Origin of the sequence: Bradyrhizobium sp. 154, assembly GCF_023073875.1 — a bacterium.
Taxonomy (GTDB): Bacteria; Pseudomonadota; Alphaproteobacteria; order Rhizobiales; family Xanthobacteraceae; genus Bradyrhizobium.
The window spans coordinates 29,288-41,772 of record NZ_JADPKG010000117.1 but is presented as its reverse complement, the minus strand read 5'-3'; the positions used below and the strand labels follow the sequence as shown (position 1 = coordinate 41,772).

The 12,485-nt window shown below is 61.2% G+C and carries 12 protein-coding genes; 1 reads left to right on the top strand and 11 read right to left on the bottom strand.

Annotation, left to right across the window (positions count from 1 at the left end; all coding sequences use genetic code 11):
• Positions 1 to 39 precede the first annotated feature (39 nt).
• The 11 genes from IVA92_RS31225 to IVA92_RS31175 all read right to left on the bottom strand — a co-directional run bounded on the left by IVA92_RS31225 (position 40) and on the right by IVA92_RS31175 (position 11,851).
• On the bottom strand, positions 40 to 1,188 hold the full coding sequence (locus IVA92_RS31225) for an HlyD family secretion protein (protein WP_247278850.1): 1,149 nt from the start codon (positions 1,186 to 1,188) through the stop codon (positions 40 to 42).
• 21 nt (positions 1,189 to 1,209) lie between these two features.
• Entirely contained in the window at positions 1,210 to 2,385 is a 1,176-nt protein-coding gene (locus IVA92_RS31220; RefSeq protein WP_247278851.1) for a patatin-like phospholipase family protein, read from the bottom strand.
• Between the two features lie 32 nt (positions 2,386 to 2,417).
• Positions 2,418 to 3,218: an acetoacetate decarboxylase gene (locus tag IVA92_RS31215; protein ID WP_247278889.1), complete on the bottom strand. Its 801-nt coding sequence runs from the start codon at positions 3,216 to 3,218 to the stop codon at positions 2,418 to 2,420.
• Positions 3,219 to 3,295: 77 nt separating this feature from the next.
• The gene (locus IVA92_RS31210) at positions 3,296 to 4,501 is read right to left on the bottom strand and encodes an NAD(P)/FAD-dependent oxidoreductase (protein ID WP_247278852.1); all 1,206 of its coding nucleotides are present in this window, start codon (positions 4,499 to 4,501) and stop codon (positions 3,296 to 3,298) included.
• Between the two features lie 81 nt (positions 4,502 to 4,582).
• Positions 4,583 to 4,879 (bottom strand): hypothetical protein, encoded by a 297-nt coding sequence (locus IVA92_RS31205; protein ID WP_247278853.1) that lies wholly within the window; start codon positions 4,877 to 4,879, stop codon positions 4,583 to 4,585.
• 102 nt (positions 4,880 to 4,981) lie between these two features.
• The gene (locus tag IVA92_RS31200; protein WP_247278854.1) at positions 4,982 to 5,932 is read right to left on the bottom strand and encodes an AraC family transcriptional regulator; all 951 of its coding nucleotides are present in this window, start codon (positions 5,930 to 5,932) and stop codon (positions 4,982 to 4,984) included.
• Positions 5,933 to 5,975: 43 nt separating this feature from the next.
• Entirely contained in the window at positions 5,976 to 6,545 is a 570-nt protein-coding gene (locus IVA92_RS31195) for an AraC family transcriptional regulator (RefSeq protein WP_247278855.1), read from the bottom strand.
• Between the two features lie 666 nt (positions 6,546 to 7,211).
• Positions 7,212 to 8,804 (bottom strand): ATP-binding protein, encoded by a 1,593-nt coding sequence (locus tag IVA92_RS31190; RefSeq protein WP_247278856.1) that lies wholly within the window; start codon positions 8,802 to 8,804, stop codon positions 7,212 to 7,214.
• Between the two features lie 194 nt (positions 8,805 to 8,998).
• Positions 8,999 to 9,391: a response regulator gene (locus IVA92_RS31185; RefSeq protein WP_249797168.1), complete on the bottom strand. Its 393-nt coding sequence runs from the start codon at positions 9,389 to 9,391 to the stop codon at positions 8,999 to 9,001.
• Positions 9,392 to 9,471: 80 nt separating this feature from the next.
• The gene (locus IVA92_RS31180; protein ID WP_247278891.1) at positions 9,472 to 10,107 is read right to left on the bottom strand and encodes a response regulator transcription factor; all 636 of its coding nucleotides are present in this window, start codon (positions 10,105 to 10,107) and stop codon (positions 9,472 to 9,474) included.
• Between the two features lie 187 nt (positions 10,108 to 10,294).
• Complete coding sequence (locus IVA92_RS31175) at positions 10,295 to 11,851, bottom strand: winged helix-turn-helix domain-containing protein (RefSeq protein WP_247278857.1); 1,557 nt, start codon at positions 11,849 to 11,851, stop codon at positions 10,295 to 10,297.
• A gap of 112 nt (positions 11,852 to 11,963) precedes the next feature.
• Between IVA92_RS31175 and IVA92_RS31170 the strand changes: the two genes are divergently transcribed.
• Entirely contained in the window at positions 11,964 to 12,455 is a 492-nt protein-coding gene (locus IVA92_RS31170; protein WP_247278858.1) for a GNAT family N-acetyltransferase, read from the top strand.
• Positions 12,456 to 12,485 lie beyond the last annotated feature (30 nt).

The window sequence follows — 12,485 nt, the reverse complement described above, 5'->3', positions numbered from 1 at the left end:
TTCATCGTCGCGTGCGAGGGAGATTGTTTTCGTGGCCGTTTAGCTGCGGGGCTCGCCGCCGCGTGACGCGGGGCGCTTTGCAGCTTCACGCTCGGCGACGACCGTGGCCTTGGTGTTGACGGTCGGCTGGGCCGACATGCCGGGGCGGAGCAGGCCAGCCAAGTTGTTGTCGTCGAGCACGATCTTCACCGGCACGCGCTGCACGATCTTGGTGAAGTTGCCGGTGGCATTGTCGGGCGGCAGCAGCGCGAATTCGAGGCCGCTGGCCGGCGACAGGCTGTCGACATGACCGCGCAGTCTGGTGGCGTGGAAACTGTCGATGGTCAGCTCAACCGGCTGGCCGCTGCGCACATGGGTGAGCTGGGTCTCCTTGAAATTGGCGACTACATAAACTGCATCGAGCGGCACCACGGCCATCAACTGTGTACCCGCCTGCACGAACTGTCCGACCCGGAGCGAGCGCGCACCGACCGTGCCGTCGACCGGCGCGGTGACGGCGGTGTAGGAAAGATTTAAGGCTGCCTGCTGCTCCACCGCACTGGCACGATCGCGCTGCGCGACCGCCTGCGCCCGCTGGGTGGTGAGCACGTCGACCTTGCGCTCGGCGGCCAGCAAGCCGGCGTTCGCGCGCTGCAATTGCGCATTGCTGGCGCGCAGCGCCGCGTCTGTCTGCTGGGCGCGCTGCACCGTGCCGGAACCGGTCTTCATCAGGCCGTCATACCGGGACTGCTCTTCCTCGGCGAACTTCAGATTGGCCTCGGCAGCGGCGACATCAGCCGTGCCTTGCTCGATGATCGGCTGTTGCAGGGCTATCTGGGCGTCGAGATTGCGCACCGCCGCTTCCGCCGCGGCGACGTCAGCCCGGGCCTGGCTGAGCGCCGCGCGAAAATCGCGATCGTCGATCTTCGCCAGCAATTGACCGGCTGTCACCGGCTGGTTGTCGTTTACCAGCACCTGCGCGATGTAGCCGGAGACCTTCGGCGCTATGATTGTCGAGTCGGCTTTGACATAGGCATCGTCGGTCGTTTCCAGGTAGCGGCCGGAGGTGAGGTAGTAATGGCCGAAGCCGGCGGCCGCAGCGACGCCGAGCGCCACGGCAAGAGCCAACGCTGCGCGTTTGATGTGCTGCCCCGACGGGCGAAGGCCCGTTTTGGCTTTCTGCTCGGGAGCATAGGAGAGTGTCGACATGGCTTTTTCCGTCTGTAACACTCAATCGCAGCGGTGGATGTCATGGGTGACGATGCCGAGCTCGGGAGGCGGCGGGTCGAGGCGCCGCCCGTCGGCCAGCGTGCGGCGGATGTCTTCCAGCCCGCTCTGCCAATGGGTGCGCATTGCGCTCAGGCCGAACTCGTAATCCCGCGAATGGCCTTCATGGAGCTTGGCCTGATAGATCAGGTGGATGATGTTGTAGGAGCGATGGCGTGCGAGATCAGCGATGGCGCGGATTTCCGGATCCTGCCTTGCGCTTTCCGGCAGTTTCTCGATCGTTCGCTGCAATGCTTGACGCATCTTCTGCATCCGCAGCACCTGGTCGGTGACGGCTCGTGTGCGGCTCGAATACTGGATGTCCTTCTGACGGCTCGACACTTCCATCATGTCGTAAGGAACCCGGCCCTTGGCCGACCAGAGGTCGACCTGGAATGTCAGCGTGTCGCTTGGTTCCCCGGAGAGCACGCGTGAAAGAGGCGTATTTGAGACTACGCCGCCATCCCAATAGTGCTCGCCTTCGATTTCGACGGCAGGGAATCCTGGCGGCAGCGCGCCTGAAGCCATGAAGTGCTTCGGCCCCAGTCGGCGTTCGGCGGTGTCGAAATAGGTCAGGTTGCCGGTGCGGACGTTGACCGCACCGACGCTGACGCGCACCTCGCCGGAGTTCAACCGATCGAAGTCGACGAGCCGCTCGAGCGTCCGGTGCAATGGCGCCGTGTCGTAGAAGCTGGTCGCGGCATCGCCCGAGAACGGCGACCAGAGCGGCGGCGGGAAGCGCGGCTTGAAGAAGCCGGGCTGGCCCTGGGCCAAGGCCCTCGTCGCGGCCAGCGCGTTGCGGATCGAACTGATGTCGAAGGTAAAGGGCAAGGCATTGGCCAGCCCTTCGCCGGCGGGCCACTCGATCGAAAAGGCACAGATCGTCTCCCAGAACTCGCGCAGCCGATCCACGCGTTCGCCTTCAGGCGAGCCGGCGATGATGGCGGCGTTGAGTGCGCCGATCGAGATGCCGGCCAGCCAGTTCGGCCGGATGCCAGCCTCGTGCATGCCCTCATAGACTCCGGCCTGGTAGGCTCCGAGCGCACCGCCACCCTGCAGCACCAGGGCGACGACATCGTACGGCAACAGCTTGGTTTCCAGCGCCACAGGACTGATTTGCTCGCGCGTCACCTTCAGCATGTTCGAAACTCCTGATCCCGTGACTGATCCGATCAACCAGCGTTCGCTTCGATGAGTGTCTCGGATTTGGATGGGGATCGTTGTGCGGGCACGCCTGGCGACAGGTAGTCGTGGACCACGGTGCCGAGCCCGAGGGTCAAGTCGGCAACGATGTGTTTGGCCGACAGCACTTGAAGGACAGGCAGCTCGGCGACCGGGGCCAGGGCATGCGAATACAGGTCCAGTGCTGCCGGCCCGGTCCATGCACCCTTCACGGTGATGTCTTCGAGGTGGAAGCGCACGAGCTCGCACACGCGCGCCATGCCGTCGACATGCGGGATGATCTTGAGCAGGAAATTGGGCGCGGCGAGCTTCCTGGCTTCCAGTTCAATATCGAGGGCACGGTGCTTGTACCCCATGGTGCCGGTCGCGATGCGGACCGAGCCGTAGTTCAAGGTGCCGACCAGCGTGTCGATCTCGACGGCGAGCTTCGGCTGTGCCAGCTTCTTGGGAAAGCCCCAGAGCTCGCGCCCGCCTGCAATCGGCGGATGATCGTTGAGAAACATCTGATGGGTAAAGCTGCCGGCCTGGCCCTGGTGGGATACCGGGATGACCTGGCCGCTTTCGGTGTAGTCGCCGAAGCCCGTGGAATCCGGCATGCGGATGAATTCGTAGTTCACGACCGGCGCGGTCACCTCGAGCGGTGCTGGCACGACCCGGCGAAGCGCCTCCGGATCTGTCCGGTACTGGATGATGAAGTACTCGCGGTTGATGAAGCGGTACGGGCCGGGTGGAAAGGCCGGGTTTGTCAGTGGCATGGCGAACGCTGTCGCGCGAACGGTCTCTTGCTTCATCATGATAGGCTCCAATTGGTGATGGTGATCGGGCCGTGCTGATCCGTGGCCAGCGCGGCCCGCTTTGCGTAAGGCGCCTACACTTCGCCGACATGCTCCGGATCGGCTGACGCCAGTGCAGCGGCACGCTCGGCGCGTGGCGGATAGATCAATACAGTGTTGATCTGCTGCTTGGTCTTCTTTGCTTCCTCACCGACCAGTTTCAACTTCCGCTCCCAACCAAGCGTGAAAATCGCACCGGCATCTCCTAGGTCGAGAGAGGTGGCGTACGCCTCCTGGTGGTATGGTTTGGTCGGAACTCCCAAGAGCTCGGCGGCAGCGTTGTTGCCGGCAAAGGCGCCCATACGCGTCGCGTGCTGGCAGGACATCAGCGCGTAGTTGCCGAGATCGTCGCATGCTGCGCGAGCGGCATCGCCGGTGGCAAAAACACCAGGCACTGAGGGCACACGCAAATCGCGGTCGACAAGTAGCCGTCCGAAATTATCGCGCTCGGCGGAGATCTGGGCAGTCAGCGGAGCGGCGCGCATGCCCGCCGCCCAGATCACGGTTTCGGCTTCGATGCGTTCGCCGTCGGAAAGCGTGACGCCGGATTTGTCGAGCGACGCGACGCCGGCACCGAGCCGGGCCTCCACACCGAGCTTGCGCAAAGCATCCTCAATGACGGGGCGAGGACCAGGGCCCATATCGGGCGCGATTGCGGCATTCCGTTCGACGATGACGACGCGGGGCTTGATATCCTTGCCAAAAATTGCGCGAAGTCGCGCGGGCATCTCGGTTGCCGTCTCAATGCCGGTGAAACCGCCGCCGGCAACGACAACCGTGTCGCGCCCGTTCTTCGCCGGCCGATCGGCCAGGCTATGCAGGTGGCGGTCGAGGGCGATTGCGTCGTCGAGCTGGTCGACGCTGAAGCCGTGCTCGGCAAGGCCGGGAATATTCGGACGGAACAACCGGCTGCCGGTCGCCACGACCAACCGATCGTAGGAGAGGCTCTTCTTCCCGCCTTTGACGCTTGCGATTTCCACCGTGCGAGACTTGGCATCGATCGTCTCTGCGATGCCTTGCACGTAGACAACGTCGATGGCCTTGAGGACATCTTGCAGAGGTGCCGTCAGCGTCTCTGGCTTCTGTTCGTAGAGCCGTGGGCGAACCACCAGCGTCGGCTCTGGTGCAACCAGCGCGATTTCGAGTTCTTCCGGCGAAGCGCCCTGAATGTCGCGCAGGCGGGCAGCCGAAAGTGCTGCGTACATGCCGGCGAAGCCGGCGCCTATGATAACAAGTCGCATGTGATCTACTCCTGTGGTTGATGTTCGGGCATACGCGCGGTGCTGGCGCCTCGCGAAGACGTGAAACGAAATCGTCAGTTCTTAGGGAGAGGAACAGCTCGCCATCGACGATGCTCGCCGTGACCCGCCGTTGGGAAAGAAAAGCGGCTCATGGGCGTTCGGGCGTCCCCAGTCGGCGTAGGGAAGCGGGGCGCGATCGTTGATCATGATGGACGTTGCCGGATTGGTCCTTTTCAGGAATTGTGTCGGAATTTTCACCTCTTCGCCGGTTGCTGAGGTGAAGCGAATTGCCAATGAAAGTCCGTACATGATTGTGGTTGCGACGAGTCTCCTTCGCGGCGCGATTGCAAGGACAGTGACGAAGGTCTTCGAAGTCATCGTTTGTCTCCGTCTGTTGGAAGCGTGGGCGACCCTGATCATCTACCGGACCGGAATTGCAACTGCGCCAGAGCGATTGCGGCACCTGCAGAGAGATTGCTACTATCGCGTGCGCCTTCGCCAATCGCTCGGGGTTTCGCCGGTCAGTTTCTTGAACGCCGCGGTGAACGCAGTTTGGGAAGCGTAGCCAAGCTGCACCGCCACCGACACGATCGACCTGTCGGTATCGCGCAGCATGTTCATGGCCTGCTCGAGCCGATGCTGGCGCAGCCAAGCATGAGGCGAAAGCCCGGTGCTTTCCTTGAAAGCACGACAGAAGTGGAAGCGGGACAGGCCGGCATCGGAAGCAAGTGCTGCAAGAGAGACGTCAGCATCGCTGTCCGAGCGCAAGCGTTCGATCGCGCGGCGCAGAGCATGGGGAGCCAGCCCGCCCATGGTTGGCTCAAAGGAGGTTGGCACGCCAGTATGCGCAGCCAGGATGCGCGTAGCCAAGAGATCCATGAGTCGCTGCCTGAACAGGGCGTCCAGGACCGCATTGCCCTCCAACACATCCGCGGCGCTCATCAGCAATCCGGACGTGACGCGGTCGGAATGCCCGGTCCGCTCCAGAAGATCGCCGGGGATGGGCGCGTCGGCTTCGCGGGCAACGCGTTCGAGCGTTGTATGCGGAAGATAGAGCTGGATGACATCGACAGGGCCGGGAATATCCCATCTGGCGCTCGAACCTGCCGGAATGATCGTCACAACTCCGGAACGCGCCGTTCCAATCGCAACCGATTTTCCCGCGCGCCGCTCCAGGCGCTGAACACCTGTAGGATAAGTCATGATGACGTGGTCGGTCATGGGCTCGACCACGTCGTGCAGTGCCCCGTGCTTCCAATGCGCAATGCCGCCATTGAAAGGGTCCGAAGCCATCTGGAGCGGTGCGGTCTTGAGGATGCGCGCCATCTCCACATCGGCCGCGCGCCGCTCGGCAACCCGCGAGCCGCTGAGGCGCGCACTCGGTGCGGCAAGCAGAGCCGCCAAAGGATCGTGCAGGATCGGCTTATTCATGGAGTTGTCCTCGCGTTCGCTGGGCACTTCGTCAACTGCGCGATTATTGCCAACTCACGCGCCGCCGCCATTCGCTCGGCGTTTTGCCGCTCAATCGCCCGAACGCGGCGGCGAAGGCCGTTTGCGACGCATAGCCAAGCTCGGCCGCAACCTGGGCGATCGATGCGTCAGTATCGCGAAGCAAGTTCATGGCCTGATCGAGCCGATGTTGGCGTAGCCAGACGTGAGGTGACGGCCCGGTGCTTTCTTTGAAGGGGCGGCAGAAGTGGAAGCGCGACAGGCCGGCATCGGAGGCGAAGGCATCGAGGGAGACGTCGGCGTCGCTGTCCGAGCGCAAGCGTTCGATGGCACCGGCTAGGACCTTCGGCGAAAGCCCACCCATGATCGGCTGGCACGTGGTTGGCGAGCTGCTGTGCGCAGCGAGGCGCATGGCCTTCCAGTGGGCAATCCCGGCACTGGAGGAGTCCAATGCCACACGAAATGGTGCGCTCCCGAGCACCCGTGCCATCTCCACATCTGCAGCACGCCGGTGGGCATTTGGCCCACTGTCCGGCTGCGTCTCGGACGCGGCTGATAGAGTTTCCGACGGATCGCGGAAGGTTAGCTTGCTCATCGATTTGTGCTCACCTTGGCGCGCCATGCGTCAGAACCATGAAGCGCGACATTGTTACCTCTGTGGTGGCAACAATGACGACAAGTGCCGTCCGATGGAATTGTCCAGCAGGTCTGGTCTGTCAGGTTCGGCGGATAGATCGACCTGTACGTTGGGATAGGTGTCGGCGGGAGCGCGCAATTGCGTCCGCAAACGAAGCGGAAGCCTACGAATATTCCTGGCGAACGAATTCGCCCGTGCGGAAATCGAGCCCGACGAGCGTCGGGGCAGCGACAAACGAAAGCAGGCGCCGACGCCTGGCTATTCGAACCCGAAATGCGGCGGTCGTGTGCGGCAATGGTCGACTGGCAAATCGCAAGTCAGATGCCTATTCACGCTTCCTTGGTCCTGAAGAAGCTGTCAAAGACGGATCGAGATTCGCGGATGGAATGCCCGGTCCATTGCCAAAGAAGGAAAAGACGCCCAGCCTCTTCATCGAGCGACGCCTCGATGTCGATCCGGCATTTGCTCCTGTGTGATCGACTGGACGCTGTTGACCAGCAGGTTGATGATCACTTGCTGCAACTGAATCAAGCGGCCCACGCGGGGAAGCGGGGAGCCAAGTGTCGTCAACACAGCGATCCACTTCGAGTAAGATTGCACGAGGTTTGGAGGCTCAACACGCAGTCAGTCCTGGCTGTTCGAGTTGACAGGAATTGTGAACTGAAACGCCGCACCTTTTGGTACGTTTGCGGTCGCCCACAATCGGCCTCCATGATGCTCGACAATCGAACGGCAGATGGATAGTCCCATCCCTAGGCCACTCGACTTCGTCGTATAAAATGCCTCGAAGGCTCGCTCAATAGCGTCTTCTGATAGACCCGGGCCAGAGTCTCGCACCGAAACGAGAACAGAGTCAGCTTCAGCCTCGGTGCTGATTAGCAGTTCCCGGCGGTCGTCGCTCATTTGGCTCATCGCCTCGATTGCATTTACGATCAAGTTCAGCATCACTTGTTGAATCTGGACCCGACTGCCTTGAATGTCAGGTAAACCCTCCGCCAGTTGAGTCCGCACTTGAACGTCGTTTTTCAAGGCCTCCCCGCGCGTCAATCCGATGACTCCCGAAATGGCTTCATTGACCTCCAAGCGGTCCTTTTGCACGGGCTCCTTCCTAACCAACGCATGCGTCCGGTCGACAACTTCACTGACACGCATGCCGTTCATTACAGCTCGGTCTATTGCCTTTTTCGCCCCCTCAACATCTGGCTGCTGGCGACTGAGGAAGCGCTGAGCGATTTGGGTATTCAGAAGCGTGGCCGTTATCGGTTGCTTGACCTCATGCGTAATAGACGCCGTGAGTTGGCCCAATGTTGCCAGCCGATTGGCATGGGCCAATTCCATCTGCATGTTGCGGAATCGCCGCTCGCTCTCACGCGCTTCTGTTTCTGCCCGCTTGCGCTCGGTTAAATCGAGCACAAACGCGACGCCTTGGTCCTCTGTCCCTTCAAGGCTTGCGACGCCGACCAACACTGGAACATGGCTGCCATCCTTCCGGATATACTCCTTTTCAAAGGGCTGCACGGCCTGCTTGTTCTTTAGCTTGGATATCGTCAGCGCATCGCGATCGCGCAATTCAGGAGGTGTCATGTCCGTCCAGTTCACTCGACCGGACAGGAGATCGTTCTGATCATACCCAACTATGCGGAGAAACTCACTATTGGCATCAAGAATCTGACCCTTCACGTCCCAGGTGACGATGCCGATGATGTTAGCATCGACGAGGTGACGGATTTTTGCCTCACGTCGTTCAATCTCTCGCTGCATGCTTGCAATGGACCTCAGGTCCGCCTGCAGCACGTCACGCCATTGCAACAGCAGTCTGAGATAGAGGTCGCTGTATTCGTTGCTTTTCCTATCGAGAACACAAATCGTTCCAAATATCTCGCCATCGGGCCAACTTATCGGCACGCCGAGGTAAGAGATCATGCCTAATTTGACGTCAGGGTTTGATTTCCACGCCTCATCTTGCAGAGCGTCCGGGACAATCAATGGTCGGCCAGTGTTCATTACTGTCTCACAATAGAGGCCCGTATTGAGACATGCGACCTCGTCCGGTTCGTAAGGATTTCCTTTAGACTCGCTAGACACGAAGACTTTGATATTTGGCGGCTCTACCCTCATGATCAAGGCGGAGGGAACATCTAGAATATCGGCCAGCAGATCCAGGATCTCCTGCCATTTTCGCATGATTTCCGCGGGCACTTGCATACTCTTGAGCATGTCAGTCCGCCTCGACACTATGTCCATTGCGCGCAAATCATCCGACGTGATCCTACTACCTGTGATTTCTAGTTGACGAATTATGTTCTCGGATGCCGGATTCGACAGCTCCATTCCCGGCGGAGACGCCAAGGGCGCTTCGCGTCCGTCTGTTACCGCCTTGTGGACGGGGCTGGCCATCGGAAAAGTCTCTCTCACTCGGCGCCGGATGGAAAGCCAGTCAGCCCCAGGGCGGACTGCAAATGCCGAAGCAACGCGTCAGTTTCTATCGGCTTGGTCAGATAGGCATACGCGCCGTATCGCATGGCGCGCGACCGGGTCGCCGGATTGGTGTCGGCCGTGATGACGATCACCGGCACCCCGGAGGCAATGCTCTGCAGGTGCTGCAGCAGGTCGAGTCCGCTGCGGCCCGGCATGTTCAGATCGGTAATCAGGCAATCGAACTTGCCCGGGACGTATTCCGCCATGAAGGCCTCCGCTCGATCGAAAGTGCGACACGATAGTTCCAGCACCAGAAGGAGATCGGAAAGGGCCTCTCGCACAGCTTCATCGTCATCTACGATCGCTAATAAAGGCGCGTTGGACAACGGGGGCTCTCGCTAGCACGGCCGGATGGCCGTCTCCCTCATCTGATCCATTGCCGGCCTGATCGTAACCATCCTTTGGTCTAGGATGATTTTTCCTCTCGTATCCCCGCAGGCAGCAGTTCCCAGATGCGGATGAGCTGGCCGACCGATGTTGCCTGCATCTTCCTGGTTACGCTGCCGCGGTGCAGTTTGACGGTAACCTCGCTGATGCCGAGATCGAATGCGATCTGCTTGTTAAGGCGGCCCTTTGCGACTTCGCGCAGGACTTCGCGCTCGCGCGGCGTCAACTTTGCGTAGCGGTCGATGTGCTCCTTGACGAGCCGGGCCGCCTTCCTCTGCGAGATATCTTTCTCGATCGCCGCCGCAACCGCGTCGAGGAGCGTCTGATCTCTTACAGGCTTCGTTAGGAAGTCGACCGCTCCCGCCTTGATCGCCTGCACCGACATCGCGATGTCACCGTAACCAGTGAGGAAGATGATCGGACGCGCGTTGCCGTTTACGGCAAGATGTTGCTGGAGGTCCAGCCCGCTTGCTCCTGGCATGCGAACATCGAGGATCAGGCAACCGGGGCGATCTTCAAGATCGGCGTGCAAAAGTTCCCGCGTTGAAGCAAAGCAGGATGCGTCGATTCCCACCGACAGCAGGAGTTCTCGAAGCGCAGACCGGACGTCCTCGTCGTCGTCCACGATCAAGGCGAGTGGGCGATCCGTTTCCATGTCGGCCTTTGCTGAACGGGCGCCCGCCGCGGTCGACCACGCGAACGAAGCGGAGAGCGCGTTTGTCTGCATCGGCATAGGCATTGATCCTTGGCGCTGGACGTGCCCGACGTTCTACCGGAGGAGTCCCGCCAATGTCGTTGGCGGGCTTCCTAAATCTCGCTAATCGCCGGACCTGCTTGTCGCATCAGCGCTCCGCGACCCCGATTAGACGTAGGCCACGGTAATGGCGCTCATGCCCGGCGAGGTAAGTGGGATTGTCGGAGAAAATTCGCGCGCGCAGACTATCGATCGTGAGGCGGTAGCCCCCCATCGCCTCGCACCATGAGTCGAGAGACCTACGTCCCTCCTCGATCCGACCCGCAAGGGCAAGCGAGGCAGCGAGAAAAGTCGCACAATAGACCAAGCTGGGAGCAAGGTTGGTGGCTCGCGCGAAATGCGGAATTGCGAGTTCGTCGCGTCCATGCCAGAAGTCATATTGGCCCAAGAAATGATGCCACAGGCCGACGCCGCGGTCGCGCGGACTAAGGGCAATCGCATGCTGGATTGGTGCCCGCATTTCCTCAAGACGGCCCATCAGCAAATGGACATGGCCTGTATAGGCAAGGGCCTCGGCGTCACACGGATCGAGCGACAAGGCACGACCGAAAGCAATTTGCGCCGCGTCGAAACGGCGCTGACACTCCCGCACGTAGCCACGGCAGAACCAGGCTCGAGGCCAGTCCGGTGCTCGCGCGACAGCCCGCGTCGCCAGTTCGTCAGCCTGCCGCAGCTCGTCACGATCCGCAAGATCACGACTTTGCGCAGTGGCCCTTATGTTCTCTGCGACAATCGCGTAGGCCGACCCTGCCAGAGCCGACGCGTTCGATGGATCGGCAAGGAGCGCACGGTCGAACCATCGCCGTGCCTCGGCGAGATCCTGGGGAACCCACAGCTCGCGATTTAAGGCGCTCCAGCCGCGCAAGGCGCAGTGCTGCGCGCCAGCGCTGTGCGACGCCTCTTCGGATGGGCCCAGGGCGGCTTCCCGGTCTACCAGCTCCACGTTCACCGCGCGTGCCAGCCGGCTTGATATCTCTCCCTCCACCGGGCTGAGGCCGATGGGTCGGTGCTGGAACCGATCCGCCCAAATGGTCGCTCCGGTGGCGGCATCATCGATCATGGTAATGACCTGGACCTCGCCCTCAGCTGGCCGGATGGACGCGCGCAGGACATAGCGGGCATCACCGTCGCCGATGACCACCGCATCGGGCAAACGCGAGAGCTGCACCATGAGATGCCGCCTGACCTCGACTCCAAGCGATCGGGACTGCTCGTCGTCGAGCAGGGTTTGGACGGGCGGTATCAGAATGGAAATGCCGCGGGACTCTAGCTGCGTGGCGACGTGAACCGTCGAACCGCTGGGCACGCTGCTCCCTTGGGCCGGCGCGACCGCGACGGGCATAACGAAGCGATAACCCAGACCGTGCTCAGTTCGAATGTAGTTGTCCGCCTCCCCCCCGTCGCGGAGCACGCGGCGAAGCGCCGCCATGTGTACGGTGAGGTTGTTCTCCGCGACGACCCGGTCACCCCAGACTGCCTGCAGCAGATCGTCCTTGGTGACGAGTTCCCCCGCTCGCCTCAGCATGAACAACAGCAGTTCCGTTGCCCGGGAATTGAGCGGCACCAATTCGCCTTGCTTTTCCAGCCGGCGGCTTAGAGCGTGAAACGCGAAAGGGCCAAAGGCGAAATTGGAGGGTGTCTCCATGAATACCGAACTGATTAGCAAATTTTAGGAATCTATAGCAATGCATCGCGCCTGCATCAACGGAAAATCGGCGCCCGGTGCGCTCGAACCCACCCGAGACGGAGAGTGTAAGATGGTCGAAAATGATGTGTGGATCAGGTCCATGGTGCGCCAGGACATGCCCGAGCTGCTGCGGCTGATGGAGGGCGTTGTCAAGTTCGAGCGCGGCACGGACTTCCGACTCACCGAGGCCGAACTGCTGCACCGCGGCTTCGGCGAACGTCCTGAATTCGGCGCCTTCGTCGCCGACCGCGGCGACAGCAGGCTCGCCGGCATGGCAGTGCACTACGAGATTCCTCTCATGCACACGCTGCGGCCGCTGCTCATGATGAAGTGGCTTTTCGTGGACCCGGATGTGCGCGGCCGCGGGATCGGCCGACGACTAATGGGGCGCATGGCGCGCCATGCGATGGATATAGGGCACGAAAAATTCTGCTGGTTCGTGCTGAAGGATAACGCACCGGCCCAGGCTTTCTACAAGAGCGTCGACGCGACCCCCGATCCGGACTGGGATCGTTGGCAATTAGGACCGGAGGCAATCACCCACTTGGCCGCCCATGGCTAGCGGCGTGAACTCGTCAACGCGACGAGTACG